The organism is Comamonas odontotermitis, assembly GCF_040396735.1.
GTDB classification, from domain to species: Bacteria; Pseudomonadota; Gammaproteobacteria; order Burkholderiales; family Burkholderiaceae_C; genus Comamonas; species Comamonas odontotermitis_C.
In genome coordinates, this window is the sequence record NZ_JBEBNZ010000033.1 from 1 (window position 1) to 26,459 (window position 26,459).

The 26,459-nt window shown below is 64.9% G+C and carries 25 protein-coding genes; 14 read left to right on the forward strand and 11 right to left on the reverse strand.

The window, feature by feature from the left end:
• From ACH2DG_RS18740 to mrdA, 4 genes are all read left to right on the forward strand, one after another.
• On the forward strand, positions 1-282 hold a 282-nt coding region (locus ACH2DG_RS18740; RefSeq protein WP_395027969.1), incomplete at its 5' end, for a rod shape-determining protein.
• Between the two features lie 206 nt (positions 283-488).
• Positions 489-1,430 (forward strand): rod shape-determining protein MreC, encoded by a 942-nt coding sequence (gene mreC / locus ACH2DG_RS18745; protein ID WP_395027970.1) that lies wholly within the window; start codon positions 489-491, stop codon positions 1,428-1,430.
• A 34-nt stretch (positions 1,431-1,464) separates the two neighbouring features.
• Entirely contained in the window at positions 1,465-1,983 is a 519-nt protein-coding gene (gene mreD / locus ACH2DG_RS18750) for a rod shape-determining protein MreD (RefSeq protein WP_395027971.1), read from the forward strand.
• Positions 1,984-2,008: 25 nt separating this feature from the next.
• A complete protein-coding gene (gene mrdA / locus ACH2DG_RS18755) occupies positions 2,009-3,961 on the forward strand; it encodes a penicillin-binding protein 2 (RefSeq protein WP_395027972.1) in 1,953 nt (650 codons plus the stop codon).
• Between the two features lie 94 nt (positions 3,962-4,055).
• On the opposite strand, the gene ACH2DG_RS18760 is transcribed toward mrdA, so the two are convergent.
• The 3 genes from ACH2DG_RS18760 to ACH2DG_RS18770 all read right to left on the reverse strand — a co-directional run bounded on the left by ACH2DG_RS18760 (position 4,056) and on the right by ACH2DG_RS18770 (position 7,676).
• Complete coding sequence (locus ACH2DG_RS18760) at positions 4,056-4,778, reverse strand: DUF3053 family protein (RefSeq protein ID WP_395027973.1); 723 nt, start codon at positions 4,776-4,778, stop codon at positions 4,056-4,058.
• A gap of 77 nt (positions 4,779-4,855) precedes the next feature.
• On the reverse strand, positions 4,856-5,614 hold the full coding sequence (locus ACH2DG_RS18765) for a TSUP family transporter (RefSeq protein ID WP_395027974.1): 759 nt from the start codon (positions 5,612-5,614) through the stop codon (positions 4,856-4,858).
• Between the two features lie 376 nt (positions 5,615-5,990).
• Positions 5,991-7,676: a GMC family oxidoreductase gene (locus ACH2DG_RS18770; RefSeq protein ID WP_395027976.1), complete on the reverse strand. Its 1,686-nt coding sequence runs from the start codon at positions 7,674-7,676 to the stop codon at positions 5,991-5,993.
• Between the two features lie 244 nt (positions 7,677-7,920).
• On the opposite strand from ACH2DG_RS18770, the gene ACH2DG_RS18775 reads away from it, so the two are divergent.
• The 5 genes from ACH2DG_RS18775 to ACH2DG_RS18795 are packed head-to-tail and all read left to right on the forward strand — an operon-like array spanning position 7,921 to position 12,209.
• Positions 7,921-9,045, forward strand: a complete 1,125-nt coding sequence (locus ACH2DG_RS18775; RefSeq protein WP_395027977.1) for an MlaE family ABC transporter permease — start codon at positions 7,921-7,923, stop codon at positions 9,043-9,045.
• A 2-nt stretch (positions 9,046-9,047) separates the two neighbouring features.
• On the forward strand, positions 9,048-9,896 hold the full coding sequence (locus ACH2DG_RS18780) for an ABC transporter ATP-binding protein (RefSeq protein ID WP_395027979.1): 849 nt from the start codon (positions 9,048-9,050) through the stop codon (positions 9,894-9,896).
• 2 nt (positions 9,897-9,898) lie between these two features.
• On the forward strand, positions 9,899-10,864 hold the full coding sequence (locus ACH2DG_RS18785) for an MlaD family protein (protein WP_395027981.1): 966 nt from the start codon (positions 9,899-9,901) through the stop codon (positions 10,862-10,864).
• Positions 10,865-10,880: 16 nt separating this feature from the next.
• Complete coding sequence (locus ACH2DG_RS18790) at positions 10,881-11,558, forward strand: ABC-type transport auxiliary lipoprotein family protein (protein ID WP_395027983.1); 678 nt, start codon at positions 10,881-10,883, stop codon at positions 11,556-11,558.
• Positions 11,559-11,567: 9 nt separating this feature from the next.
• Positions 11,568-12,209 carry a hypothetical protein gene (locus tag ACH2DG_RS18795; RefSeq protein WP_395027984.1) on the forward strand — a complete coding sequence of 214 codons (642 nt, stop codon included), beginning with the start codon at positions 11,568-11,570 and terminating at the stop codon, positions 12,207-12,209.
• Between the two features lie 45 nt (positions 12,210-12,254).
• Here ACH2DG_RS18795 and ACH2DG_RS18800 read toward each other — a convergent pair whose 3' ends face one another.
• From ACH2DG_RS18800 to ACH2DG_RS18825, 6 genes are all read right to left on the reverse strand, one after another.
• Entirely contained in the window at positions 12,255-12,449 is a 195-nt protein-coding gene (locus ACH2DG_RS18800; protein WP_395027986.1) for a hypothetical protein, read from the reverse strand.
• A gap of 35 nt (positions 12,450-12,484) precedes the next feature.
• Entirely contained in the window at positions 12,485-13,903 is a 1,419-nt protein-coding gene (gene creD / locus ACH2DG_RS18805; RefSeq protein WP_395027987.1) for a cell envelope integrity protein CreD, read from the reverse strand.
• Between the two features lie 125 nt (positions 13,904-14,028).
• Complete coding sequence (gene creC, locus ACH2DG_RS18810) at positions 14,029-15,489, reverse strand: two-component system sensor histidine kinase CreC (protein WP_395027989.1); 1,461 nt, start codon at positions 15,487-15,489, stop codon at positions 14,029-14,031.
• 3 nt (positions 15,490-15,492) lie between these two features.
• Entirely contained in the window at positions 15,493-16,224 is a 732-nt protein-coding gene (locus ACH2DG_RS18815; protein ID WP_395027991.1) for a winged helix-turn-helix domain-containing protein, read from the reverse strand.
• Between the two features lie 3 nt (positions 16,225-16,227).
• Positions 16,228-16,974 (reverse strand): SDR family oxidoreductase, encoded by a 747-nt coding sequence (locus ACH2DG_RS18820; protein WP_395027992.1) that lies wholly within the window; start codon positions 16,972-16,974, stop codon positions 16,228-16,230.
• Between the two features lie 90 nt (positions 16,975-17,064).
• A complete protein-coding gene (locus tag ACH2DG_RS18825; RefSeq protein WP_395027993.1) occupies positions 17,065-17,946 on the reverse strand; it encodes a helix-turn-helix transcriptional regulator in 882 nt (293 codons plus the stop codon).
• Positions 17,947-18,073: 127 nt separating this feature from the next.
• On the opposite strand from ACH2DG_RS18825, the gene ACH2DG_RS18830 reads away from it, so the two are divergent.
• From ACH2DG_RS18830 to ACH2DG_RS18840, 3 genes are all read left to right on the forward strand, one after another.
• Entirely contained in the window at positions 18,074-19,291 is a 1,218-nt protein-coding gene (locus tag ACH2DG_RS18830; RefSeq protein ID WP_395027994.1) for an MFS transporter, read from the forward strand.
• Positions 19,292-19,346: 55 nt separating this feature from the next.
• Positions 19,347-20,036 (forward strand): dienelactone hydrolase family protein, encoded by a 690-nt coding sequence (locus ACH2DG_RS18835; RefSeq protein WP_395027995.1) that lies wholly within the window; start codon positions 19,347-19,349, stop codon positions 20,034-20,036.
• A 140-nt stretch (positions 20,037-20,176) separates the two neighbouring features.
• On the forward strand, positions 20,177-22,243 hold the full coding sequence (locus ACH2DG_RS18840) for a bifunctional 2',3'-cyclic-nucleotide 2'-phosphodiesterase/3'-nucleotidase (RefSeq protein WP_395027996.1): 2,067 nt from the start codon (positions 20,177-20,179) through the stop codon (positions 22,241-22,243).
• A 61-nt stretch (positions 22,244-22,304) separates the two neighbouring features.
• On the opposite strand, the gene ACH2DG_RS18845 is transcribed toward ACH2DG_RS18840, so the two are convergent.
• Positions 22,305-23,546, reverse strand: a complete 1,242-nt coding sequence (locus ACH2DG_RS18845; RefSeq protein ID WP_395027998.1) for a magnesium transporter CorA family protein — start codon at positions 23,544-23,546, stop codon at positions 22,305-22,307.
• 92 nt (positions 23,547-23,638) lie between these two features.
• On the reverse strand, positions 23,639-24,646 hold the full coding sequence (gene hemB / locus ACH2DG_RS18850) for a porphobilinogen synthase (protein WP_395027999.1): 1,008 nt from the start codon (positions 24,644-24,646) through the stop codon (positions 23,639-23,641).
• Positions 24,647-24,788: 142 nt separating this feature from the next.
• Here hemB and ACH2DG_RS18855 point away from each other — a divergent pair, with 142 nt between their 5' ends.
• Positions 24,789-25,208 (forward strand): CopD family protein, encoded by a 420-nt coding sequence (locus ACH2DG_RS18855; protein WP_224151089.1) that lies wholly within the window; start codon positions 24,789-24,791, stop codon positions 25,206-25,208.
• A gap of 24 nt (positions 25,209-25,232) precedes the next feature.
• Positions 25,233-26,399 (forward strand): VanZ family protein, encoded by a 1,167-nt coding sequence (locus ACH2DG_RS18860; protein WP_395028000.1) that lies wholly within the window; start codon positions 25,233-25,235, stop codon positions 26,397-26,399.
• Positions 26,400-26,459: the final 60 nt, after the last annotated feature.

Genomic DNA, 26,459 nt, shown 5'->3' on the forward strand with positions numbered 1-26,459 from the left:
GAAGTGCTGGAAGCCCTGACCGAGCCGCTCAACCAGATCGTCTCCGCGGTGAAGAACGCGCTGGAGCAGACCCCGCCCGAGTTGGGCGCCGACATTGCCGAGCGCGGCATGATGCTGACCGGCGGCGGCGCGCTGCTGCGTGACCTGGACCGCCTGCTGGCCGAGGAAACCGGCCTGCCCGTGCTGGTGGCCGAAGAACCGCTCACCTGCGTGGTGCGTGGTTGCGGCATGGCACTCGAAACACTGGACCGCAAGGGCGTCACCATCTTCACCAGCGAATAACAGTGCCCCATGCTTGCCCACCGCGCATGGCCGCTTCCCGCCTGGGGAACGATCAGTGCCCGGAGGCGGCCCGGCGGCGATAAATACGTCCACATACCGGTTTGCGTAATAATGGCGAGCGCCAGCTACTATGTTTAGCATAGCAAGCTGCATGCTCGCCATTGGCGTCTGGGCCGATGGCGGGCGCTTTTTGATCCGGTTTCAGCATGTCCAGCAACTCCTTCGATAGCGGCGTACCGACGTTCCGCCCACAAGGCCCCAGCCCCAATGTGCGCCTGGCCTTGTGCGTGGCGCTGGCCGTTTTCCTGATGGTGGCGGACGTGCGCTTCAAGCTGACCGAGCCGCTGCGCAAGGCGGTGGCCACGGTGCTCTACCCGCTGCAGTGGGTGATGCTGCAGCCAGTGCAACTGGTGCACCAGGGCGCCACCTACTTTGAAGACCTGCACACCGCGCAGACAACGGCTGCCGACGCCGAGAAGAAATCGGTGCAGATGGCCCAGCGCGCCACTCTGGTGGAGACGCTGGACCATGAAAACCAACGCTTGCGCCAACTGCTGAACCTGTTGCCGCGCCTGAGCACCAAGGGGACGGCTGCGCAGGTGGTGTATGAAACCGCCGATGCCTATACCCGCCGCGTGGTGATCGACAAGGGCGAGCTGGCCAACATCCAGCGCGGCTCGCCGGTGATGGACGAGATGGGCGTGCTGGGCCAGGTGACGCGGGTGTTTCCGATGTCGGCCGAAGTGACCCTGCTGACCGACCGCGACCAGGCGATCCCCGTGCTCAACCCACGCACCGGCGCGCGCGCCGTCGCCTATGGCGATCCGACCACGGCCTACGGCGGCGGCATCGAGCTGCGCTTCATGCCAAGCAATGCCGATATCCAGGAAGGCGACCTGCTCACCACCAGTGGCGTGGACGGCGTGTACCCGCCAGGCCTGCCGATTGCGCGCATCATCAAGATCGAGCGCCGTGCCGATTCGCCGTTCTCGCGCGTGTACTGCGAGCCGCTGGCGCAGATGTATGGCACGCAGTTCGTGATGGTGATCGACCCGCTGCCCGAAGACGCACTGCCGCCGCGCCCCGCGCCGGATGTGAAGAAGCAGGAAGGCCCGTCCTCCACCCCGCGAAAGGGCAAGCGCGGATGAAGCACCGTCACCATCACCAGCCAGGAGCGCCGCGATGATCATGCCGCGTGGGCAGCCGCTGCTGCTTCCCGTCAACCCCTGGTTCATTGCGCTTTCCATTCTGCTGGCGCTGATGATCAACCTGCTGCCGCTGGGCCGCGGCATATGGATGCCCGATGTGCTGCTGCTGGTGCTGGTGTTCTGGGGTGTGCACGAGCCGCGCAAGGTGGGCATGGCCTGGGCGTTTGTGCTGGGCCTGTGCATGGATGTGCACCAGTCGTCGCTGCTGGGCCAGCATGCGATGGTCTATTCGGCCGTGATGTATGGCGTGGCCATGCTGCGCCGACGCATTACCTGGCTGAGCGTGCTGGCGCAGGCGGTGCAGGTGCTGCCCCTTTTCATGGCGGCCGATGTGGTGCAGATGCTGATGCGCATGCTGCTGCGTGGCGGTTTTCCGGGGTGGGGCTTCATCACGCCGGGCCTGTGGTGTGTGCTGTTGTGGCCGGTGGTGAGCTGGCTGCTGCTGCTGCCCCAGCGCCAGCCACCCGGCGATGACGAAAACCGGCCGCTCTAGTGCCGCATAGCGCAGCCCCTGCACGATGACCGAAATCCACAATTCTGAACGCGACCTCAGCCAGTTCAAGCTGCGGGTGGTGGTGATCGGCCTGGTGGTGCTGCTGTGCTTTTCGCTCCTCGTCACGCGCCTGTATGTACTGCAGGTGGAGCGCCACGATGACCTGCTGGCCCAGGCCGAGAGCAACCGCACGGCGGTGGTGCCCATCGTGCCCAACCGCGGACAGATCTACGACCGCAATGGCGTGCTGCTGGCCACCAACTACTCGGCCTACACGCTGGAGATCACGCCCTACAAGGTGGCAGACATCGACGAGACCATCGATGCGCTGTCCGAGATCATCGACATCACGCCGCGCGATCGGCGCCGCTTCAAGCGCCTGCGCGAGGATTCGCGCAATTTCGATTCGCTGCCGATCCGCTCGCGCCTGACGGACCAGGAGGTGGCCAAGTTCACCGCCCAGCGCTACCGCTTCCCGGGCGTGGATGTGAAGGCGCGCCTGTTCCGCAACTACCCGATGGGTGAGGTGGGCGCGCACATCATCGGCTACATCGGCCGCATCAACCAGCGCGAGAAGGAGCGCATCGACGATTCGGAAGATGCTGCCAACTACCGCGGCACCGAATACATTGGCAAGACCGGCGTGGAAGCGAGCTACGAGAAGGAATTGCACGGCCAGACCGGCGTGGAGCGCATGGAGACATCGGCCGGCGGCCACGCCGTGCGCAAGCTGGGCAGCGCACCGGCCACACCGGGCGAGAGCGTGGTGTTGTCCGTCGACATCAAGCTGCAGAAGATGGTGGAAGACCTGTATGGCGAGCGCCGTGGCGTGGCGGTTGCCATCGACCCGCGCTCCGGCGAGCTGCTGGCCATGGTGAGCAAGCCGACCTACGACCCGAACCTGTTCGTGGAAGGCATCGACCAGGAAAGCTGGAAGGCGCTGAACGAATCCATTGACCGGCCCCTGCTCAACCGCGCACTGCGCGGTACCTACCCCACCGGTTCCACCTACAAGCCCTTCATGGGGCTGGCCGGTCTGGAAACGGGCAGGCGCACGCCTTCCACCATCATCCAGGACGGCGGCAGCTGGACTTTTGGCGGCCATACCTTCCGCTCGGGCCATGCCCTGGGGCCGGTGGACCTGAACCGCGCCATCCAGCACTCCAGCAACGTGTATTTCTACACTCTGGCCAATGAAATGGGGGTGGACGCGATCCATGATTTCATGAAGCCGCTGGGGTTTGGCCAGATCACCGGCATCGACCTGCCCGGCGAGGTGCGCGGCGTGCTGCCCAGCACCGCGTGGAAGCGCGAAACCTACAAGCGCCCCGAACAGAAGAAGTGGTTTGCGGGCGAGACCATTTCGCTGGGCATCGGCCAGGGTTACAACAACTTCACCATCCTGCAGCTGACGCACGCGCTGGCCACCCTGGTAGACAATGGCAACAGCCGCGTGCCGCATGTGGGCCGGGCCCTGATCGACCCGGTGACCAATACGCGCCACCCGATCGAGCAACCCGAGCCGGTCAACCTGGGCTACAAGCAGAGCAATGTCGATGCCGTCAAGCGGGGCATGGTGTCGGTGGTTACGGGCGGCACGGGGCGTGGATCGTTTGGCAGCGCGCGCTACAGCGCTGGCGGCAAGACCGGTACGGCGCAGGCCATCACCATCGGCCAGAAAGAGAAATACAACGCAGCCAAGCTGGCCGAGCGCCAGCGCGACCATGCGCTGTATGTGGCATTTGCCCCGGCGGACAACCCCAAGATTGCCGTGGGCGTGATTGTCGAGAACGCCGGTTTTGGCGCAGGCAGTGCAGCGCCCATTGCTCGCCGGATCATCGATTACTGGCTGCTGGGCGATTACCCCAGCGATGCCGACATGGCCGCCATGCAGCGCGGGCAGGCCACAGCACCGATCGGCACGCCGCGCCGCGTGGAAGAAGTGAGCATTCAGCCGCAGGCCGAAACGCTACGCTGAAGCGGCGTACTATTCACTATCAAAACAATAGCTGATGGCGCATACTAATTGTGCGCTGCCAGCCTTTGGGTCTAGACGGGCTTGCACCTGCCCGTCAGCTGCGGTTGACGGCCTTGAGCAACGCGTCCTGCGCCGCATTGACGGCCTGGCCCTTGCTGTTCAGGTCATTGAGCAGGGCTTGCAGTTCTGCCTGCAGCTTGGGGTCGCTCACTTCCAGCATGGCGCCGGAGACCTTGATCTGGTCGCGGTGGGCGTCGAGGTAAGTCACCACCTTGCCGACGCTGCCGAACATGGCATCGATGGCGGGGAACGTGTCCTTGAATGCATTGGCAGGTACGGTCACGGTCTTGGCGTAGGCCTTGTCGAACACGGCCTTGAGGTCTTCGGGTTGCTTCATGGCTGCGTGCGCCGCATCGGCCCTGGCCAGATTTTCGTCCAAGGCCTTGCGCAATTGCTGCACGCCGTCCTGCATGGTTTTGATGTCTTCGCGGCGTTTCATGATGTCGCCCACGGAATGAAAGCTGCCTTTGCTCAGCAGCGCACGCGCAGGTTTGCTGACCGAGTCGTTGAGCGCTTCGTGGAAGGTCTGGATCACGGCGTACTGGCTGGCGTAGTCTTCGCCCAGCTGCTCTCTGTCTTCCTTGCCCAGGAGCGGAATCGTGGCGCCAGGGCGATCCAGGATGCGGGTCTGCAGGAAGCTGATGAAGGCGGCGCGCTGCTTGGGCTCCTGCGAGCATCCCGCCAGCAGGGCGGCTGCCAGCCAGACCAGCGCCAGCAGGCGGAGCAGGGAGTGTCGGTGAGAGAGGGGTGGACGCATGGCCGCTCCGGTAGCTGCAATGCTGCCATCGTAACGGCACAGGCTGACAGCAGGCCAGCAGCGCGATTGCAGGGCGCTCAGCGCACAAAGGCGTCGTAGCCGGTCTTCAGGATGAGGGCGCTGACGACCACAATGAACATGCCGCGAACAAAGCCAGAGCCTTTTTTCAGCGCCATCCAGGTGCCCAGCATGCTGCCCACCACGTTGGCAACGGCCAGCGGAATCGCAAAGTGCCACCACACATGGCCTTTGGCGGTAAAGAGGATCAGCGCCGCGATATTGGTGGCCAGATTCAGGATCTTGGCGCTGGCCGAGGCGTTCAGGAAGTCGTAGCCCAGCCAGCGCACGAACAGAAAGACGAAGAAACTGCCTGCGCCGGGGCCGAAGAACCCGTCATAAAAGCCGATGCAGATGCCGATTGCGCAGGCCACCCAGGCCTCGGCGCGGCCACTGTAGCGCGGCTCATGCGTCTGCCCCAGCTGCTTTTTGTACAAGGTGTAGGCCAGCACGGCCACCAGAATCAGTGGCAGGGCCTTTCGCAGCATGCTCGGATCGACCACGGTGACCGTCCACGCCCCGAGCAGCGACGCCGCAAAGCCGGCAATTGCTGCGGGCGCGATGGCGGCCCAGCGCATGTCCACGCGCCGGCTGAACTGGCGTGCTGCAATCAAGGTGCCCCAGACGCTGGCACTTTTGTTGGTGCCCAGCAGGGTTGCCGGCGGTGCGGCAGGAAATGCGCCAAAGAGCGCAGGCACCAAAATGAGGCCACCGCCCCCCACCACTGCATCCACAAACCCCGCGAACATCGACGCCAGGGTGACAAAAATCCATTCCATGGCGGGGATTGTCGCACTGCAACAGGGCAGCGCGCACCGGATCACAGCGGGTAAATGCGCTGCCGCATACAGAACAGTGTTGCGGGGTGGAGACGGCGGGGGAAAAACAAAAAAGCGCCCGTAGGCGCTTTGGAAGGGGCATCTCTTTTTGTGATGCTTTATAAGATATTCGAGTTATCGAGATGTCTCCTCGGTCCTCTCGCAGAGCACTGTTTGAGTGCCTCGAGTGCCTCTACTATAGGGGATCGCACCGCCATGGTGCATCAGGATTTACCCCCACTGGCGCCGCAAGGATGTAAAGTCGGCCGCCGCCTCATTTGGGGCGGCGGCCTGTCTTACAGTGGTGCATGTGCAGGGCCACTCACAGGCGGCTTGGTCACGGCCGGTGGCTGGCCAGGATCCATTCCGCCGCGCGTTCGGCAATCATGAGCGTGGGGGAGTTGGTGTTGCCGCTGGTGATGGTGGGCATGGCACCGGCGTCCACCACCCGCAGCCCGCGCACGCCGCGCACCCGCAATTCGCTGTCGAGTACGGCCATGGGGTCGCTGTCGGCCCCCATCTTGGTGGTGCCCACCGGGTGGAAGATGGTGGTGGCAATGTCGCCTGCAAGGCGGGCAAGCTCTTCATCGCTTTGGTATTGCGCGCCGGGCTTCCATTCCACGGGCCGGTATTTGGCCAGCGCGGGCTGGGCCGCGATGGTGCGGGTGATGCGCAGGCTGTCGGCCGCCACCTTGCGGTCTTCTTCGGTCGACAGGTAATGCGGCGCAATGGCGGGCGCGGCTCTGAAATCGGCGTTCTTGATCTGCACCGTGCCCCGGCTGGTGGGGTTGAGATTGCACACGCTGGCGGTGAAGGCAGGAAAGGTGTGGAGCGGGTCGCCAAAGGCATCGAGCGACAGCGGCTGCACGTGGTACTGGATATTGGGATAGGTGTGGTCTGCGCTGCTGCGGGTAAAGGCGCCCAGTTGCGAGGGAGCCATGCTCATCGGGCCGCTGCGCTTGGCCAGGTACTCCAGCCCGATCTTGGCCTTGCCCCACAGGCTGCCTGCCATCATGTTGAGCGTGGGCGCGCCATCAATCTTGAACACGGCGCGGATCTGCAGGTGGTCCTGCAGGTTGGCGCCCACACCCGGCAGATCGTGCTGCACGCCGATGCCATGTTGCTGGAGCAGCTCGCCCGGGCCGATGCCCGAGAGCTGCAGAATCTGCGGCGAGTTGACGGCGCCGGCGCTCAGGATGACTTCCTTGCTGGCGCGTGCCGTCACCATCTCGGCTCCGGTCCAGACTTCGGCGCCGGTGCAGGCCAGTTGCCCGTCTGCCTGGCGCTCGAGTAGCAGGCGGCTGACGTGGGCGTTGTTCCAGATCTCGACATTGGGGCGGCCGTAGCAGGTGGGGCGCAAAAAGGCCTTGGCCGTGTTCCAGCGCCAGCCGGCTTTCTGGTTGACTTCGAAGTAGCCAACGCCTTCGTTGGTGCCTCGGTTGAAGTCATCGGTGGCGGGGATGCCAGCTTGCTGCGCAGCCTGGGCAAAGGCGTCCAGAATGCCCCAGCGCAGGCGCTGCTTCTCGACGCGCCACTCACCGCTGCTGCCGGTGCGGCGGTTGCCGTGCAGTTGCGCAAAGCTGGGGCTGGCATCGCCTTCGTGGTCCAGCCGCCAATGGTCTTCATGGCGCTTGAAGTAGCCCAGGGTTTCATTCCAGCGCCACCGGGCGTCGCCGGTCAGCTCGGCCCAATGGTCGTAATCGCGCGATTGGCCGCGCATGTAGATCATGCCGTTGATGCTGGAGCAGCCGCCCAGGGTCTTGCCGCGCGGGTACAGCAGGCTGCGGCCGTTGAGGCCGGGTTCCGGCTCGGTCTTGTAGAGCCAGTCGGTGCGCGGGTTGCCAATGCAGTACAGATAGCCCACGGGGATGTGGATCCAATGGTAGTCGTCGCGCCTGCCCGCTTCGATCAACAGCACGCGGTTGCGCGGATTGGCCGAGAGGCGGTTGCACAGCAGCGCGCCCGCCGTACCTGCGCCGATCACGATATAGTCGAAGGAAGTGTTGTCTCCGGGTGTCGTCATGCTTTTGGGGGTTTGGTGACTCGGGCCGCGAATGCTGCCCATATCTGGTAAAAACAGCCTGCAGTGTGCAAACAGTGTGCCGCGTTGCCAACAGGGAATCAACCGATGGAGGCCGCGCCGCTGTGTTCAACGCCACCGTGCCGGCCGTGTAGGCACTGCATGCGCCTGGGTGACACTCAGGCTATAGTGCGTAATCCGTATTCGTATTGCGCACGCAACAAGAACCAGCTCGCTTTTTCCATTCATGGCGGATTCCTCTCCTCACATCACCGAAGCCAACGATGGCGGTCAGCGCTGGGCACAGTTGCGCGGTCGCTGGGGTGCAGCAGAGCTGGGGGACCGGAGCATCTGGAAATCCGTGCGCGAGCAGTTGCGCAGGCACCCGCCCGGCGAGGGCCAGGCCTGGGATCTGACTGCTGCAGACTGGCTGGACCATGTGGGCGCCCAACTGCTGTGGGACCACTGGCGCCAGCAGCGACCGCAGCAATTGCGCATGACGGACATGCAGCGCCAGATGATGGAGCGCGTGGCCTCGCTCACGATCGCCTGTCCGCCCGAAAAGCAGGTCAACTGGTGGGGCTGGCTGATTCAACTGGGCATGGTGCTGCTGGGCTTTCTGGCCCATGCGCGGGCCATGATCGAGATGGTGGGCCAGTTGCTCATCGATGTGCTGCGCCTGCTGCGCAACCCGGCGCGCGGGCCATGGCGCGATTTTTCCGGCAACCTGTACTCGGTCGGAGCCACGGCCTTGCCGATCACGGCACTGGTGGGATTTCTGATTGGCGTGGTGCTGGCCTACCTGATGTCGTTGCAACTGCGCCAGTTCGGCGCCGATGCCTTCATCGTCAACATCCTCGGTATCTCTCTGGTGCGCGAGCTGGGGCCGCTTCTGGGGGCCATTCTGGTGGCGGGCCGCTCGGGTTCGGCCATTACGGCGCAGATTGGCGTGATGCGGGTTAACGAAGAACTGGACGCCATGCAGGTGATGGGTATTTCGCACGGTTTTCGCCTGGTGATGCCGCGTGCGCTGGCACTAGCCACGGCCATGCCGTTGGTGGCGATCTGGACCACCATGTGCGCGCTGGTCGGCGGCATGCTGGCAGCCGACGCTGCCATGGGCGTATCACCCGCCTATTTCGTGCAGGCCATGCCCGGCGCCGTGGATATTGCCAACCTGTTTCTCGCGCTGGCCAAATCGGTCACTTTCGGCGTGGCCATTGCGCTGATTGCGTGTCACTTCGGGCTGCAGGTGGAGCCCAATACGCAGAGCCTGGGGCGCGGTACCACTTCTTCGGTCGTGATCTCGATCACGGCGGTCATCGTGCTGGATGCCATCTTTGCGATTGCATTCCGCAACGTCGGGTTCTAGCCATGGCAGTGACAGCCCCCAGTACAACAAACGCCCAAGCCGCTGACCAGCCGGTGGTGCAGATCCGCAAGCTGTGGACGGTGTTCGGCCGCGGGGACCATGCATTCGCCATCCATCAGGATCTGGACCTGGATGTGCGCCGTGGTGAAATCCTGACCCTGGTGGGCGGCTCGGGAACGGGCAAATCCGTGCTGCTGCGGCAGATTCTCGGCCTGCTGCACCCCGCCAAGGGCGAGGTGTTGATTGAGGGCAAGCCCGTGGATGAGCTCAGCCGCCAGGGCGCAGCCTCGCGCATCGGCATGCTGTTTCAGCAAGGCGCGCTGTTCTCGGCCTTCAATGTGCTGGAGAACATCGCCTTTCCATTGAACGAGCAGGGCACGATGCCCAAGTCCGTGGTGCGCGATGCGGCCATGGTCAAGCTGCAGATGGTGGGCCTCAAGCCCGAACATGCCACCCGCATGCCCTCCGACCTGTCGGGCGGCATGATCAAGCGCGTGGCACTGGCGCGCTCGCTCATCATGGACCCGCCCTTGCTGCTGCTCGACGAGCCCACGGCAGGGCTGGACCCGAACAGCTCCGACGAGTTCTGCGATCTGCTCAAGGACCTGCACGGAGCGCTGGGCCTGACGGTGGTGATGGTCACGCACGATCTGGACACGCTGTTTGCCCTGTCCACCCGTGTGGCGGTGCTGGCCGAGAAAAAAGTGATCGTGACGGGAGCACCGCAAGAGGTGGTGCATTTCCCGCATCCGTTTATCGAACATTTCTTCCTGGGTGAGCGGGGGCGGCGCGCGTTGGCGCCGGTCAGCGCGGCGGCCCCTGGAGGAGCGCTCGCTGGAGCAAAGGAGTAGCTATGGAAAACAAATCGCATGCATTGGCGGCGGGCTTGTTTGTGGTGGTGCTCACGGCCCTGGTCATCGGCATCAGCCTGTGGCTCGGCAGGGACAACACCACCTATACCAAGTACGAGCTGGCAACGGCCGAGAGCGTGAGCGGCCTGCAGCTGCAGGCGCCGGTGCGCTACAAGGGGGTGCCGGTCGGCAAGGTGCGCTCGATTGAATTCGATCCCGAGAAGAACGGCAATGTGCTGATCGTGATTGCCGTCAACGCCGAAGCTCCGGTCACGCAGACCACCTATGCCATGCTCGGTTTCCAGGGCGTCACGGGCCTCGCGCACATCCAGCTCGATGATGACAACATGAACACGACGCCACTGCCAGCCGGGCCGGACGGCCTGCCGCGCCTGCCGATGCGTCCATCGCCCTTTGGCCAGATTGCCGAGCAGGGCCCGATCATCATGCAGCAGGTGGAAGATGCCACCCGCAAGGTGAACGACCTGCTCAGCACCGACAACCAGCGGGCGCTGATGGCGTCGGTGCAGAGCATGGGCCAGGCCGCGCAGAGCCTGGATGCATTGAGCAAGCGATTGCAGGTGACGGTGGATACCAGGCTCGACCCGGCACTGGCTTCGCTGCCCGCAGTCGCGCAGGATGCGCGCAAGACGCTGGCGGGCATCGACAAGACCTCGCGCGATGTGAGCAAAGCTGTGTCGGGCCTGTCGTCGAAAGACGGCGTGGTGGGCCAGATGGCGACGGCGGTCGACCAGGTCACCAATGCGGCAGACAACTTCAACCGTGGCACCCTGCCCAATCTGGGTCGCACCATGAGCGATGTGGGCTCGGCTGCGCGCCGCATGGGCGATACCGCCGATGCGTTCAAGAACAATCCGCAATCATTGATCTATGGCACGTCCAACGCCTTGCCAGGCCCGGGCGAACAGGGCTTTGTCGCGCCCGCTGCCGCAGGTGCATCGCGATAGAAAGGCTGAGTCCACCATGTCCACACTGAATCCGCATGCACTGATGGGCCATGCACGGCGCGCGCTGATGGCCGTTAGCGTACTGGCGCTGCTCGCAGGCTGCTCGGCGTTGCCCCAGAAACCGGCCCCCGTAGCCCGCTATGATTTTGGACTGCAGGCACCGCAGACGGCAGGCGCTGCGGCGCCAAAGACTTCTGCCCAGGCGCCGTTGGTATTGGCCAAGGTTCGGGCTTCGGGCATGCCGGAGGCAAGCGCCTCCATTCTGTACCGACTGGCCTATGCCAATGACCGTGAACTGAGGCCCTACACCCAGGCCCGCTGGACGGCGCCTGCCGAGCAACTGATCCAGCAGCGGGTGCGCGATACCCTGGCCCAGCAGCGCGCCGTGCTGCTCGACGATGACGGCGCCACCCAGGCCCTGCAACTGCCAGCGCTCCCAGCCATGCTGCGGCTGGAGGTGGAGGAGTTCAGCCAGGTGTTTGATTCCAGCACCAGCAGCCGGGGCGTGCTGCGCATGCGTGCCACCTTGACCGAAGTCACGCCACGCGGCGAAAAATGGCTGGGCCAGCAGGTGTTCAGCCTGAGCCAGCCTGCGGCTTCTGCCGACGCTGCTGGCGGTACCGCTGCGCTTGCCACGGCCGTCACCGAGGCGGCCCGGCAGTTGGACGCCTGGCTGCGCCAGCAGGGTCGCTGAGTGCCTTCCATGTCCATCGCTGTGCACGACGCCGCGCGCAACCGGTTGCTGGCAGTCGCCTTGGGTGCTGCATGTAGCATGGGGTTGGTGCATGCTGCCGAGCAGCGCATGTCGCGCGAAGCCTATGCAGCGGCCAAGGATGTGGTTGCCGAGCGCCACAGCAAGGCATTGGCCCACTGCAAGACGGTGGATGGCGGCGCGCAGAGCCGCTGCCGCATGCAGGCCGACGGGCGGGAGAAAATCGACCTGGCCACGCTGGAACTGCGCTGGCACCCCAGCGCCAACAACAGCTTCAAGGCCAGCATGGCCGAGGTCGATCTGGCCTACGCCTTGGCCATGGACCAGTGCAAGAAACAGCACACCGGCAGCGACAAGGAATCCAAGGCCGCGCTCAAATCCTGCAGCGACAAGGCCAAGGGCAAGCGCGTGGCGGGCGAGCAGGCTGCACACCAGCAGGCGGCACTGCAGGCTTCGGTAGGCGCGCCGCCCAAGAGTGAGGCAGAGCGCCAGCGCGAGGCCGATCTGGACACCGCCATCCGCAAGTGCGACAGCCTGCTCGGCGATGCCAATCTGCAATGCATGAACGCGCTGTCGCCCCAGGCACGCCAGCGCGCTGCCGACCGCAGCAGCGGAGCCGCGCGCCAGGATTGACGCAGGGCCTGCTCTTTGGGTATGAACCGGCCCTGAAAACACGACTCAGAACCTGCGTTCGCGCAGCAGCAGGGAGCAGCGCAGCCGCAGCCACTGCAGGCGCCGTGCATTGGCGGGCAGGGGCAGGCCTTCGCCGCGTTCGAGCCAGCTGTGGCGCAGTTCGCGCAATTGCTGGCGGGTCAGTTGCTGCGTGGCCTGGCGCCACTGCTGGCGCTGGCGGGTGATGGTGTCAGGTTTCACGGGTGTCTCCTGTTCGTGGTGGGCGGTGGCGCGGCTCATGCAGGCTCCTTGGGCAGAGGCCATGGCTGAGCAGGGGCCATGGGGGCGGGCGGGACAGGCGCACTGTCATCGCCCTTGCCAAAGGCATACCAGTCAACCTTGCGGGTTGCGACCATCACGATGGTGAGCACGGCAAACAGGGCCAGCGAGCCGACGACCAGCGCGGTCTGCTCCAGTTGCAGCAGCACGAACAGCAGGCCATACATCACGGCAATCAGCGCGGCAAACGGCAGGCCGCGCCGTACGCTGCCCAGGATGTGACTGGCGTAGTAACCCAGCAGCAGCACACAGGCCGCAGCACCAATGGCGTAGGCCTTCTCAAAGCCCAGGTGTTCCGACAGGCTGATCAGCAGCAGGAAGAAGCTGCACAGCGCCGAGCCCACCAGCAGGTACTGCACCGGGTGTACGCGCAGCTTTTTCAGCACCTCGAACATGCCCACGGCCACAAAGGTCAGCACAACGAAGAGCAGGCCATATTTGGTGGCGCGGTCGCTCAAGGTGTAAGGGTTCACGGGGTCGATGAAATGCGTGCCGAACTGCTCCAGGCACTGGCTGCTTTCCTGCTCGAATCCGGCGTCCGGGTCGGCGGGCGAGCACAGGGGTTTGCCGGAGAGAAAGCCCTGGCGGGCAGATGAGGCAAGGGCCGAGATGTTCCAGGTGGCGTCAAAACTCGCATCCGTGATGTCGCGGCGCGACGGCAGGAAGTTGCCGCCAAACGAGGGGTGCGGCCAGTTGGCCTGCATGCTGATCTGGTTGGTGCCGCCCAGTGGCACAAAGCCCACGCGCTCGGTGCCCACCAGCTCCAGCGCCAGCTTCACATCCATGGGGGCGTTGGCGTCTGCCGCTGCGGCAAGGGGCTTCGATTGCAGGCCGCGTGTGTACGTAGGATGGCCAGTGCCGGGTTCCAGCGCGACTTCCTGGTTGTTGATGCGCAGGCTGGCGGTGCGGATGCCGCGCGGGTCGCTCACCGGCAGCATCAGGCGCGGTGCGTCGCAGTGGCGCACATTGCTGGCTTCGGGCTTGCCCTGCAGCTGGTTGCCAGGGGCAAAGCGGGCGGTGAGCTGGTCGGCCAGCACAAAGGTGTTGACCTGGTAGAGCCCGCGTGTGCGCGGCTGCATCTGCGCGCTGGCGCTGTGCTGGAGGCTGTCGGGCAGCGCGTAGCGCTGAAAGCTCACGAGCCGGGTTTCTGCGCGGCCTTCGCTGTCCTTGGCGATGGCTTCGCGCGTGCATTGCTGCACCAGCACCGGCCCGAAGACGGTCTGCGATCCGGCCGTGCTGTTGACCACGCTCTGCACAGCGCGGTCGCGGTTGTAGATGCGGTCGCGCACCACGTCGCTGATCAGCATCAGCCCCACCATCAGCACGGCCACGGTGATGGCCAGGGTGATGGCCTTTTGTACCAGTCTGTTCTTCATGCACACCTCGTTGTTGGATTCAGGTGTGTGCAGTGTTCAAGCGCCTGGTGTGGCTGGCATGAAGTGTGTGAAGGCAGTGTGAAGTGTGTACATCCGGCGGGGCAGGCAGAAAGCCTGCCGGGCGCTCAATGCGACACCGGAAAATCCAGGCTTGCGCGCAGGCCCGGGTGCGTATTGGCAAAGTGCAGCTGGCCGCCGTGCAGCTGCATGATGCGAAGCACGATCGACAGGCCCAGCCCCGTGCCGCTGCGCTCGCCATTGGGCCTGGGTGTGGTGAAGAAGCGTTCGCCCAGTTTGTGCATCAGTCCATCGGGCACGCCGGGGCCGCTGTCCTGCACCGTGATGCGGTGTGGCGCCAGTTGCACCACCACCTGGCTGCCGTTGGGCGAAAAATCCAGCGCATTGGCGACCAGATTGCTGATGGCCAGCTGCACCAGCTGCGCATCCCAGGCGCCTGCGCTGTCGTTGCCCTGCAGCGCCAGATGAATGCCTTTCTGCGCGGCCGTGGCCTGCAACTGGCCCAGCGCCAGCTCGGCGCAGCCGCGCAGGCTGGTGGTCGGGCGCAGGGCGGCCAGTGGCGGGCGCTGCTCCAGTTGGGTCAGCTGCATCAGCTGGTCCACCAGGTTCTGCAGGCGCTGGCTCTGGTCCATCACCTGCTGGGCAAACAGCTGGCGGTCGGCAGAAGGCAGCTCGTCCTGCAGCAGCTCGCCAGCCCCGCGAATGGCGGCGACCGGGCTTTTGAGTTCATGGGTGAGCGCGCGCACATAGCCTTCGATGTAGTCCCGCCCTTCCAGGCGCCTGCGCATCGAGTCCATGGCGAGGGCCAGATCGCCCAGCTCGCCCGGCACCTCGGGTACCGGCGGCGCGGCAGGCGCGGGCTGGCTGCCATCGCTTTCGTGCAGGGTAGGGCCCTGCACGTGCTGTGCATAGCTGCGCAGCTTGCGCACCTGCGCCACCAGCCACCAGGTAATGGCGAAACCCACGCCAGCCGAGAGCAGCAGAAAGAGCACACCGCCGCGCAGCATTTTCTGCTCGCTGCTGTCGATGATGTTCTGCACGGCACGCGCCGCCTTCGAGACGGTCAGCACGCCCACCACCTGCCCGCCTGCCACGATGGGGGCAGAGACATACATCACGCTGGTGGCGTCGTCTTCGGCCACATCGCGCGTGGTGCGGGCGCCATACTCGCCGCGCAAGGTGCGCGATATGTTGCGCCAGCGTGAATAGTCGGCCCCCACGTCCTGGCCTGCCGAGTCGAACAGCACGCGGCCCTGCGCATTGGTGACGGTCACGCGCAGGTCCAGCGCTGCCTTGCGCGCGTCCCAGATCCAGATCTGCACCGGCTGCTCTGCCACTGCCTGCACATGCTGGGCGAAGCGACTGGTGGAGGGCGATGCGGCAAGGCTTCCGTTGGCCATGTCATCGCTGGCAAACGCTGCCAGCAGGTAGGCGGTTTCCACCAGCGTGTCTTCGGTCACCTTGCGCACGCTGGGTTTGATCTCGACCATGAACACGCGCAGCACGAAGAAGGCCGCCAGGCCATTGATCAGGAAGAAGGCGAACAGCAGCCGCAGCCCCAGGCGCATGGCTCAGCCCCTTGCGGCTGCACCGGGCAGGCGCAGGCTGTAGCCCATGCCGCGGTGGGTGGTGATGAAGTCGCTGTCAGGCGCTGCAGCGCGCAGCTTGGCGCGCAGGGTCTTGATATGGGTATCCACCGTGCGGTCGGAGCTGTCGCTGTCGATGCCCCACACGGCATTGAGCAGATGGTCGCGGCTCAGAATGCGGCCTGTGGCGGCGAGCAAGGTGCAGAGCAACTGGTACTCGCGCCGCGTCAAATCCAGCAAGGCGCCTTGCAGGCGAATGCTCTGGCCTGCTTCATCCACTATGAAAACAGGAGCTATCGGTGCTTGCTCAGTGGGCGGTAAGGCTGGATTTTGCTTGAAAAACTCCTGCGAACGGCGCAGCAGCGCACGGGTGCGCGCCACCAGTTCGCGCGGGCTGAAGGGTTTGGTCAGGTAGTCGTCGGCGCCCAGCTCCAGGCCCAGCACACGGTCCATTTCTTCGCCGCGGGCGCTCAGCACCAGCATGGGCGCGGTCGATCCGCTGGCCCGCAGTTGGCGGCACCAGTCCAGACCATTGCCGTCGGGCAGGCCTACATCCAACAGCAGTGCGTTGAACCGCTGGCTGGCCCATTGCTGGCGTGCGTCGGCAATCAGGAGGCTGTGCGTGCAGCGGATACCATCGCGCTCCAGTGCATAGCACACGGTGCGGGCAATGGCCGGGTCGTCTTCCAGCAGCAGCACGTGGGGAGCGGAGTGCATGGCCTAGCGCCCACCCGATACGTCGATGATCGCGCCGGTCGAGTAGCTGCTTTTGTCCGACATCAGCCAGCAGATGGCTTCGGCCACCTCCTCGGCCGTTCCACCCCGGCCCATGGGCACGCCGGGTGCCAGGCGCGCAATGCGGTCGGGCTGGCCACCACTGGCGTGGATATCGGTTTCGATCAGGCCGGGCCGCACGGCGTTGACGCGGATGCCCTGGCTGGCCACTTCGTGTGCCAGGCCCAGGGTCATGGTGTCGATGGCAGCCTTGGCGGCGGCATAGTCCACGTACTGGTTGGCAGAACCCAGGCAGGCGGCTCTGCTGGAGACGTTGACGATGCTGCCGCCCGCGCCGCCTTCTGCCGTGCTCATGCGGCGCACGGCTTCGCGGGCGCAGAGGAAGCTGCCGATCACGTTGATGTCGAACATGCGGCGCCAGCGCGCCAGGTTCATGTCCTGCAGGCGCTGGGCACGGTCCACCACGCCCGCGTTGTTCACCAGGGCGGTGATGCGCCCCAGTTCGGCATCGACACGTGCGAACATGGCCAGCACCTGCACTTCGTCGGCCACATCGGCCTGCACGGCAATGGCACGGCGGCCCAGGGCCTGCACGGCCTGCACCACCTCGCGGGCGGCGCCTTCATTGGCGCTGTAATTCACGGCGACATCCCAGCCCTGGCGGGCAGCGAGCAGGGCGGTGGCGGCACCGATGCCACGGCTGGCTCCGGTGATGAGTGCGATGGAAGTCATGGTGGGCGAGGGGGCTGAGGAGGCCGGGTGTGGTTGGAGACCTTATCTTATTAGGGTTTGCTCAAAACAGCACAGCACGGCGAGGCCGGTTCAAGGCGCGGGCAGCAGGGCCAGCTGGTCCAGTGCCTGTGCATCGGCTTCCCCCACGGGCAGGTAGACCACCATGCGCATGCCGCTGCGCGGTGCAGACCACCAGTAGGTCTGGCGCAGGTGAATGAGGCCGAGTACGGGGTGGTCGAAGGTCTTTTCCTGGTTCTCGGGGCTGCGCACCTGGTAACGCTCCCAGGCATTGCGGAAGGCGGGCGAGTGGGTGAGAAAGTAGTCCAGCCGCTCGGCAATGGCGCGGTCGCCGCTTTGCTGGGTGGATGCGGCCCGGAACATGGCGACCATGCGCTCGATGGTTTGCGGCTCATGGCGCACCACGCGCTGCCAGCGCGCATCGAACAGGCTCATGTGCAGGCAGTTGCGCTGCAGTGCGGGCAGGCTCTGCAGCGAGATGCCCATCAGGCGCTCGTAGGCGGTGTTGGCTGCGAGCAGGTCAAAGGCGGCGCTCTGCATCTGGGCCGGGTAGGGCAACAGCTTGTCGAGCAGTTGCATGTGCAGGCAGCCCGGCTCGTCGGCAGCGGAGAGCGGGGGCTGGTCGAGTTTGATGCCCGCCAGCACCAGCAGGTGGCGCACCTCGTCGTCGTTGCACTGCAGCGCCCGGGCGATGGACTCGATGGCCTGGCGCGAAGGCTGGACCTCGCGGCCCTGTTCCAGCTTGGTGTACCAGGTCACGCCGATGCCGGCGAGCTGTGCCACTTCCTCACGCCGAAGGCCGGGTGTGCGCACACGACCATAACGGGCCAGCCCCATTCCCGTGGCAGACAGGCTTTCGCGGCGCGCGCGCAGAAAGCGGCCCAGCTCCTGCGGCTGGGCAGAGGCCGCAACAGCAGGCGGGGCATGGGGCAGAGGCGGTGCAGGCAAGGTCATGGGGCAGTACCTTAGCGGGATTGGTGCAGTGCAGTATAGGCCTTCCAAGCCTAGGCTACGCAGAATCTTGTACCAGTCTAAAAAACACAACACACTGGCGCCCTGTTCATTTCTGGCGCAGACCTCCATGCGAAGAATCACTGCTGACAACGCCTCGTTTGGCGTTTTCCTGGCCTTTTTGCTGATCCCGCTCTCGGGCATCGGCACCGACATCTACCTGCCCTCCATGCCGGCCATGGCCCAGAGCCTGGGCGGCACGGCAGCGCAGATCCAGCTCACGCTGACCTTGTTCATCGCTGGCTACGGGCTGGGGCAACTGGTGGTGGGCGTGCTGCTCGACCGCTTTGGCCGCTGGCGGCCCATGCTGGTGGCGCTGGCATTGTTTGCGCTGTCGAGCGCGGCCATTGCCGCCAGCGACGATATCTGGCTCATCTGCGCGCTACGCCTGCTGCAGGGCGTGCTGGGCGCCGTGGCCGTGGTGAGCAAGCGCACCTTCTTTGTGGATGTGTTCCGTGGGGCTGCGCTGCAGCGGTATCTCACCTGGATGACCGTGGTGTGGTCGCTCGGCCCCATCTGCGCGCCCTTCATCGGCGGCTTTGTGCAGACGCACTGGGGCTGGCGCGCCAATTTCGTCGTGCTGGCGGCGTTTTCGGTGCTGGCGCTGGTGCTGGAATGCCTGGGCGGCGGCGAGACGCTGGCCAAGCCGCAACCGATCCGTCCGCGCGAAGTGGCTGCGCGGGCCTGGGAGATCGTGCGGCACCGCGCATTTGCGCGCGGCGTGCTGTGCGTGAGCGCGGCCTACGCCATGGTGATGGGCTGGAGCATGGCTTCGCCCTTCATCGTCGAGACGGTGTACCACCGTCCCCCTACCACCACCGGTGCGCTGGCGCTGCTGATGGGGCTGGCCTGGATGGGCGGAGGCCTGATTGCGCGCGCCGCCATGGCCCGTTCGCTGGCGGCCAAGCACCAGGCGGCGGTGGTGGCCATGGCCTGCTTCATTGCACTCCTGGCGCTTACGGCGTGGTTGCCGGCCTCGTGGCCTTCGCTGGAGGTGATGGCTGCCGTCGCCTTTTGCATCCACGTGGCGGCGGGGCTGGTGTTCAATATCCACTTTGCCAATGTGCTGTCCATGTTCCCGCAGAGCGCTGCGCTCTCGGGCGGGCTGGCAGGGGGGCTTGCCTTCTTGCTGACATCGCTCTTCTCGTTGCTGGGCATCCATCTGGTGAATCCGCACTCGGCGCTGGGCATGGCGGTGGTGTATGGTGGGCTGGCCGTGGTTCTTGCGGCGGCCTGGCTTTCCATGGTGACGCGCCGGGCACCGGCCGTGCCGTGCACGGCGCCATAATCGGAAAGAACACTGTCCCCCGAATCTGGAATCTGTTTAGCAAGGAGTGATCGCTATGGGTAATTTTGTGGATCTGAAGTCTGCCGACGGCCAGGTGTTTCCGGCCTACATTGCCGAGCCGGCGGGCAAGCCGCGTGGTGCCATCGTGGTGGTGCAGGAAATCTTCGGCGTCAACTCACACATCCGCTCGGTGGCAGACCGGGTGGCGCAAAGCGGCTACCTGGCGATTGCCCCGGCTACCTTTACGCGCGTCAAGGCGGGCGTGGAACTGGGCTATACCGATGCCGACATGCAGGCGGGCTCTGCGCTGAAGGCGGCAGCCGAGCAGTTGCCGCCCCCTGGCGTGCTGCTGGACCTGCAGGCCGCCATTGATGAAGGTGCCCGCCGCACCGGTGGCAAGGTGGGTATCACCGGCTTCTGCTGGGGCGGCCTGCTGGCCTGGCGCGCGGCCTGCGAGCTGAACGGCCTGGCCGCTGCCGTGCCGTACTACGGCGGCGGCATGACGACGGCTGCCGAAATGGCACGCAAGCCCAACTGCCCGGTGATGGCCCACTTTGGCGACAAGGACCACTGGATTTCACTCGAATCGGTCGAGGCCTTCAAGACCGCGCACCCCGAGGTGGAGGTGTATGTCTATGCTGCCGACCATGGCTTCAACTGCGACCAGCGCGGCTCCTACGACGCGGCAGCGTCGGCGGCAGCGCGGGCCCGTACGCAGGCGTTCTTTGCCAAGCATGTAGGCTGACCGCCTGCTGTTTCAACGCACAAAGCCTTCCCGGCGCCATGCCTGCAAGGCTTTGTTGCATCTTGCATGGCGGCTTGTAACACCCCCGTCATCGCTGCTGCGGATGATGCGCGCATCGCTTACTTTCAACCATAGCAATGATGCGACTCTCCTCTTTTGGCGCTGGCCGCCCGCAGGCTGCGCCCCGCTCTCGCCAGGCCCTGGCCGTTCTGGCAGCACTGGCCGCTGCGGCCATGCTCACCGCCTGTGGCGGCGGATCGGGTGGTGACAAATCGGCCACTGCAACACTGACCGTGCTGGAAACCACCGATCTGCACTTCAACATTCGCAGCTACGACTACTTCAAGCTGGCGGACGATCCCTCGTACGGCTTTGAACGCACCGCCACCCTGATCCGCAAGGCACGCAGCGAGTTTGCCAATACCTTGCTGGTAGACAACGGCGACACCATCCAGGGCACGGCGCTGGCCGACTATGAGGCGCAGGTGGCGCCGATTGCCTGCGAGCAGCAACTGTCCATGTACAAGGCCATGGGTGTGCTGCAGTTCGATGCGGGCACGCTCGGCAACCACGAATTCAACTACGGCCTGCCGTTCCTCAACCAGGTGTTGGGCGGCGGCCTGAAGGTGGACGGCGTGGACGCGAGCAAGAAATGCGCGGGCGCGGGCTTCCCGATGGCGCTGGCCAATGTCATCAGCACCCAGACCAATGCACCGCTGGTGGCGCCATATGTGGTGCTGAACCGCGAAATCACCGGCGTAGACAGTGACGGAAAGGCCACCAGGCTGCCGATCAAGATCGGCGTGATCGGCTTTACCACGCCCGGCATCATGGGCTGGGACAAACGCCATCTGGAAGGCAAGGTGCGGGTGACCGGCGCCGTCGAGGCGGCGCAGAAATACGTGCCCGAGCTGCGCAGCAAGGGCGCAGACATCGTGGTGGCGCTGCTGCACGGCGGGTTGGATGCCTCGGAATACCGCGCCGACATGGAAAACCCCGGCCTGTACCTGAGCAAGGTGGCGGGCATCGACGCGATGGTGATGGGCCACCAGCACAGCGTGTTCCCTGATACGGCGGACAAGCCTGCCTTCAGCATGGCGGGTGTGGACAACAAGGCGGGCACCATCAACGGCGTGCCTGCGGTAATGGCCAGCTCCTGGGGCAAGGCCCTGGGTGTGGTGGCACTGTCGCTGCGCTGGGATGGCAAGGCCTGGAGCGTGGACAAGACCAAGAGCAAGTCGGAGCTGCGCAACACGGCAACCGGCAAGGATGCAGCAGGCAAGGCCACCTATGTGGCAGTCGATGGCAGCATCGCGCCGGTGGTGGAGGGCCAGCACCAGGCTGCCATCCGATATGTGAAGACGCCGGTGGGCCAGACCGACTTCCGCATGGGCACGCAGTTTGCCGATGTGGGCGATCCGGGGGCGATCCAGATCGTCAACCAGGCGCAGCAGGACTATGTGCAGCGCTATGTGGCAGCCAATCTGCCGCAGTATGCGCAGCTGCCGGTGCTGTCGGTGAGCGCGCCGTTCAAATCGGGTTTCCAGGGCGGTGCGGACTACACCGACGTGGCCGCCGGGCCGCTGGCCATCTCCAGCGCCGCCGATCTGTACCTGTATCCCAACACCGTGTATGCGGTGAAGGTGACGGGAGCGCAGGTCAAGAGCTGGCTGGAAGCGGCGGCCCAGCGCTTCAACCGCATCGATCCGGCAGCCACTGCAGACCAGTGGCTGATCAGCAGCTTTCCGGGCTACAACTTCGACATGTTCACCACGGCTGACGTGCAGTACCAGATCGACGTGACCCAGCCGGTGGGCAGCCGCATTGTCGGCCTGCAGTACAAGGGCCAGCCGATCAACACCGCGCAGGAGTTTGTGATTGCCACCAACAATTACCGCGCCACCAGCGGCAAGGGCTTTCTGCCGGAGCTCGATGGCCGCTCCACCATCTACGCATCGCCCGATGCGAACCGCGATGTGGTGATTGCCTATGTCAAGGCGCACCCGCAGATCACGCGCGCGGCCAACGGCGCGGCGCAGAGCTGGCGCTTTGCCAAGACGCCGACTGCCGGCAAGGTGCTGTTCACCTCGGCGGCCAACGCCCTGCCGGTGGCGCAGGCGGCGGGCCTGGCTAATATCAGTGTGGAAAAGGCAGACGACGGTACGGGCACGCAGCGCGCGGTCTACCGCATCGATCTGGGGCAGTGAGCGGCGCCCCCGAAGGAGAGCAGCTGGCCCGCCAGCCGCTTTCTCTTTGATGAGCCTGGGTTTATTTCCCTGTGCGCGTCAGGTAGCGCTTGTACGAGAAAAAGCCAATCAGCGTCACCGTGATCAGCGCCATCACGCCCATGGCCCACCAGAAGCCGTCTTCCTTGTGGATCAGCGGAATGAACTCGAAATTCATGCCGAAGATGGCGGCGATCAGGTTCAGCGGCAGGAAGATGGCGGTGATGGTGGTGAGCGTGCGCATGATGTCGTTGGCGCGGTTGCTCTGCACGCTGAAATGCATCTGCACGGCGGTTTCGGTGCTTTGCTCGAGCCGGCGCACATGGTGCACCACGCGCTCGATGTGTTCCAGCACGTCGCGGCTGCGAACCTTGAGCGCTTCCAGCTCGCGCTGCGCGCCTGCCGATTCGGGCAGGGGCCAGGTTTCGACGGCATCCACCCAGTCTTGGACGGCGGCGCGCTGGTCTTCGCAGATCTCGTCGAGCTGGTGCAGGGTCAGGCGTGCCTCAAGCAGGGCCTGCCAGTTGGCAATGCGCTTTCGCGGGGCCAGCAGCGCGCTTTGCCACTGGTCCAGATGGCGCGACAGCTCGCGGCGCAGGTCCAGGTAGTTGTCCACGATGATGTTGACGGTGCGCATCATCAGGTCGGCGGGCGATGTGGGCAGGCGAACCGGCTGCACTCCGCCTGTACCCGCAGTGGGCGCGGCCGCCGGCGCGCGGTAGGCCTTGTCTTCGCGCGCGAGCCGCTCCTGCGTGGCGTTGGAGAGCGGATCGGGCTCGGCAGACGCGCTGCCGCTCGCGTCCGTCCGCGCAAACTGCAGGAGGCGCCGGGCATAGGCATCGCGCACGGTGCAATCTTCCGGGTGCACCGACAGCAGCACCCGTTCCCAGGCGGCAAAGCCGACCGGCGTGGTGCTGATGTGGGGCGCGTCATCCGTGGGCTTGGCCGCTGCGGTGCGGCGCGCGGCGGCCAGGGCGGCAGAGCCGGTCTTGGAGGGTGTGGATGCCAGGCGGCGGATCACCAGCAGGTCGTACTGCGATGTGTAGTCATAGTGCGACGGCAACTGGGGGTTGAGCAGGTCGGACACATGCAGGTCCACCAGCGGCGCGCCCGAGAGCTTTTGCAGTGCGAGCTGCAGGCTGCCCAGCTGTTCGCTGAAATAGCTGCGCGTGCAGGCCAGCCACAGAAAGCCCTTGTCGGGCAACTGGTAGGGCACGGCGGCCAGCTCGGTCGCTTCGTTGCCTGCGATATGGAAGATGCGGATGCTGCTGGGGTTACTCACCATCAATTCCTGGATAGACTTCGCCCGCCAGCATGGCAAAAAAAAAGGGCCTGTGCAAGCTGCGCAGGCCCTGTTTGTGCGGAGTGCTATTGTTTTTATGCCTTGAGCAGGCGTGCAGCGTCCAGCGAGAAATAGGTGAGGATGCCATCGGCTCCCGCGCGCTTGAAGGCCAGCAGGGACTCCATCATCACCTTGTCGTGGTCGAGCCAGCCGTTTTGGGCTGCAGCCTTGAGCATGGCGTACTCGCCCGATACCTGGTAGGCAAAGGTCGGCACCTTGAACTCGTCCTTGACGCGGCGCACCACATCCAGGTACGGCATGCCGGGCTTGACCATCACCATGTCCGCGCCTTCGGCCAGGTCCAGCGCCACCTCGCGCAGGGCTTCGTCGGTGTTGCCGGGGTCCATCTGGTAGACGTTCTTGTCGGCCTTGCCCAGGGCGCCGCGGGTGCCCACGGCATCGCGGAAGGGGCCGTAGAAGGCGCTGGCGTACTTGGCGCTGTAGGCCATGATGCGGGTGTAGATGTGGCCCTGTGCCTCGAAAGCCTCGCGGATCGCGCCGATGCGGCCATCCATCATGTCGCTGGGCGCGACGATGTCGACACCGGCTTCGGCGTGGTTGAGTGCCTGGCCGATCAGGATTTCCACCGTCTCGTCGTTCAGGATGTAGCCGGTCTCGTCCAGCACGCCATCCTGGCCGTGGCTGGTGTAAGGGTCGAGCGCCACGTCGGTCATCACGCCCAGATCGGGGAACTCCTTCTTCAGCGTGCGCACCACGCGCGGAATCAGGCCATCGGGGTTCAGCGCTTCCTTGCCGTCGGGGGTCTTGAGTGCCGCGTCGATTTGCGGGAACAGCGCCAGCACCGGAATGCCCAGCTTCACGCATTCCTCGGCCACGGGCAGCAGCAGGTCCAGGCTGAGGCGATCTACGCCGGGCATGGAGCTGACGGCTTCGCGCTTGCCCTGTCCTTCATGCACGAACACCGGGTAGATGAAATCATGCGGCGTGAGCACATTCTCACGCACCAGGTTGCGGGTGAACGCATCACGGCGCAGGCGGCGCGGACGGTTGTGTGGAAAAGGTGTAGGACTGGACAGATGCATGCGCCGATTGTGCGCCAGATTGCCCGGGGCGGCTGTCGCGCGCTGCCAAAACTGCGTTGGCAACTGCAATTTGATATGCATCAAGATTGATGGCGCATTCTTCTTCGATAACTCTCATGGCGCCAGCTACTACACTTGGGGGATGCTGTGGATCAAAGCCTTTCATATCGTGTTCGTGGCCAGCTGGTTTGCCGGCCTGTTCTACCTGCCGCGCATTTTTGTCAATCTGGCCATGGTTCCGGCCGATTCGCAGGCCGAACGTGAGCGCCTGCTGCTGATGGCGCGCAAGCTGCTGCGCTTCATGACGATGATTGCCGTGCTGGCGCTGGGCTTTGGCCTGTGGCTGTGGCTGGGCTGGTGGCGCGGTGCGGGGGGCTGGCTGCATGCCAAGCTGCTGATCGTGGCGCTCATCATCGGCTACCACCACGCCTGCGCGGTGCTGCTGCGCAAGATTGCCAATGGCACGGACAGGCATTCGCATGTCTGGTACCGCTGGTTCAACGAGGTACCGGTGCTGCTGCTGATTGCCGCCGTCATCCTGGTGGTGGTCAAGCCCTTTTGATTTTTGACATGCGTCATTTCTGAAATGCAAGACCAGCCTGCTGCGCAGCAACCCGCAGACAACCACCGAACCATTGCCTGGCCGCTGGTGCTGGTGTATGCGGTGCTGATCGTCTTTGCCAGCCTGTTTCCGTTTGAGGGCTGGCGCACGCAGGGCATTTCGCCTGCGGAGTTTTTGCTGGCGCGGATTCCACCACCGTACTGGACCTGGTTTGACGTGCTCGTCAACGTGGCGGGCTATGCGCCGCTGGGCTTTTTGCTCAGCCTGGGGTTCTGGCGCCATGGCTGGCGCAGATCGGGCTGGCTGTGGGCGCTGCTGTTGGGCGGCACGCTCTCGCTCGCCATGGAGTTTCTGCAGATCTTTCTGCCCCAGCGGGTGTCGAGCAACATGGACTGGCTGCTCAACAGCATGGGCACGCTGGCGGGGGCATTGCTGGTGCCGCTGTTTGTATGGGTGGGTATTTTGCGGCGCTGGAGCGATGTGCGCGACCGCTGGTTCATGCCCGATTCGCGCGGCGCCATCGTGCTGCTGCTGCTGTGGCCGCTGGCGCTGCTCTTTCCGCCGTCGCAGCCCTTTGGCCTGGGCCAGGTGTTCGATCGGCTGGAGAGCTGGCTGGTCGATATTCTGGTGAATACCGCGTTTGAAGAATGGATGCCGAACTTCATGCAGGCCAACGAGCCCTTGTCGCCCATCGGCCAGCTGGTGGTGGTGATGCTGGGGCTGCTGATACCGTGCTGGCTGGCGTTCAGCGTGATGACGCACCTCACGCGCCGCATGGTGATGGTGGGGCTCATTGTGGTGGTGGGGATTGCGGTTTCAGCGCTGTCGTCGGCGCTCAGCTACGGTCCGGCATTCGCCTGGGACTGGCTGGACCATACCGCGCGTCTGGGCATTGCGCTGGCACTGGCGCTGGCGCTGCTGCAGGTCGGCCTGCCGCGGCGCTATTGCGTGCTGCTGCTGTTGATGGGCGTCATGATCGATGTGAACCTGCTCAACCAGGCGCCGCCCAGCCCGTACTACGCCACGGCGCTGCAATCGTGGGAGCAGGGCCGGTTCATCCGCTTTTTCGGGCTGGGCCAGTGGCTGGGCTGGCTGTGGCCGTTTGCGGTGATCGTGTATGTGCTGCTGCTTTTGGGGCGTGTGCCGCGCGATGTGGTGGCGCGCCGCCGCAGGCAAAGCGCCGGGCAGTGAAGCGCAACCGCGCTGCCGTCATGGGTGCTGGCGGCCTGCCAAGCTGCCACAATAGCGCCA

What these genes read in the sequence shown, in the direction of transcription:
- mreC (WP_395027970.1), top strand. Translation starts at nt 489, where the DNA reads ATGTCCAGCAACTCCTTCGATAGCGGCGTACCGACGTTCCGCCCACAA.
- mreD (WP_395027971.1), top strand. Translation starts at nt 1,465, where the DNA reads ATGATCATGCCGCGTGGGCAGCCGCTGCTGCTTCCCGTCAACCCCTGG.
- mrdA (WP_395027972.1), top strand. Translation starts at nt 2,009, where the DNA reads ATGACCGAAATCCACAATTCTGAACGCGACCTCAGCCAGTTCAAGCTG.
- ACH2DG_RS18760 (WP_395027973.1), bottom strand. Translation starts at nt 4,778, where the DNA reads ATGCGTCCACCCCTCTCTCACCGACACTCCCTGCTCCGCCTGCTGGCG.
- ACH2DG_RS18765 (WP_395027974.1), bottom strand. Translation starts at nt 5,614, where the DNA reads ATGGAATGGATTTTTGTCACCCTGGCGTCGATGTTCGCGGGGTTTGTG.
- ACH2DG_RS18770 (WP_395027976.1), bottom strand. Translation starts at nt 7,676, where the DNA reads ATGACGACACCCGGAGACAACACTTCCTTCGACTATATCGTGATCGGC.
- ACH2DG_RS18775 (WP_395027977.1), top strand. Translation starts at nt 7,921, where the DNA reads ATGGCGGATTCCTCTCCTCACATCACCGAAGCCAACGATGGCGGTCAG.
- ACH2DG_RS18780 (WP_395027979.1), top strand. Translation starts at nt 9,048, where the DNA reads ATGGCAGTGACAGCCCCCAGTACAACAAACGCCCAAGCCGCTGACCAG.
- ACH2DG_RS18785 (WP_395027981.1), top strand. Translation starts at nt 9,899, where the DNA reads ATGGAAAACAAATCGCATGCATTGGCGGCGGGCTTGTTTGTGGTGGTG.
- ACH2DG_RS18790 (WP_395027983.1), top strand. Translation starts at nt 10,881, where the DNA reads ATGTCCACACTGAATCCGCATGCACTGATGGGCCATGCACGGCGCGCG.
- ACH2DG_RS18795 (WP_395027984.1), top strand. Translation starts at nt 11,568, where the DNA reads ATGTCCATCGCTGTGCACGACGCCGCGCGCAACCGGTTGCTGGCAGTC.
- creD (WP_395027987.1), bottom strand. Translation starts at nt 13,903, where the DNA reads ATGAAGAACAGACTGGTACAAAAGGCCATCACCCTGGCCATCACCGTG.
- creC (WP_395027989.1), bottom strand. Translation starts at nt 15,489, where the DNA reads ATGCGCCTGGGGCTGCGGCTGCTGTTCGCCTTCTTCCTGATCAATGGC.
- ACH2DG_RS18815 (WP_395027991.1), bottom strand. Translation starts at nt 16,224, where the DNA reads ATGCACTCCGCTCCCCACGTGCTGCTGCTGGAAGACGACCCGGCCATT.
- ACH2DG_RS18820 (WP_395027992.1), bottom strand. Translation starts at nt 16,974, where the DNA reads ATGACTTCCATCGCACTCATCACCGGAGCCAGCCGTGGCATCGGTGCC.
- ACH2DG_RS18825 (WP_395027993.1), bottom strand. Translation starts at nt 17,946, where the DNA reads ATGACCTTGCCTGCACCGCCTCTGCCCCATGCCCCGCCTGCTGTTGCG.
- ACH2DG_RS18830 (WP_395027994.1), top strand. Translation starts at nt 18,074, where the DNA reads ATGCGAAGAATCACTGCTGACAACGCCTCGTTTGGCGTTTTCCTGGCC.
- ACH2DG_RS18835 (WP_395027995.1), top strand. Translation starts at nt 19,347, where the DNA reads ATGGGTAATTTTGTGGATCTGAAGTCTGCCGACGGCCAGGTGTTTCCG.
- ACH2DG_RS18840 (WP_395027996.1), top strand. Translation starts at nt 20,177, where the DNA reads ATGCGACTCTCCTCTTTTGGCGCTGGCCGCCCGCAGGCTGCGCCCCGC.
- ACH2DG_RS18845 (WP_395027998.1), bottom strand. Translation starts at nt 23,546, where the DNA reads ATGGTGAGTAACCCCAGCAGCATCCGCATCTTCCATATCGCAGGCAAC.
- hemB (WP_395027999.1), bottom strand. Translation starts at nt 24,646, where the DNA reads ATGCATCTGTCCAGTCCTACACCTTTTCCACACAACCGTCCGCGCCGC.
- ACH2DG_RS18855 (WP_224151089.1), top strand. Translation starts at nt 24,789, where the DNA reads ATGCTGTGGATCAAAGCCTTTCATATCGTGTTCGTGGCCAGCTGGTTT.
- ACH2DG_RS18860 (WP_395028000.1), top strand. Translation starts at nt 25,233, where the DNA reads ATGCAAGACCAGCCTGCTGCGCAGCAACCCGCAGACAACCACCGAACC.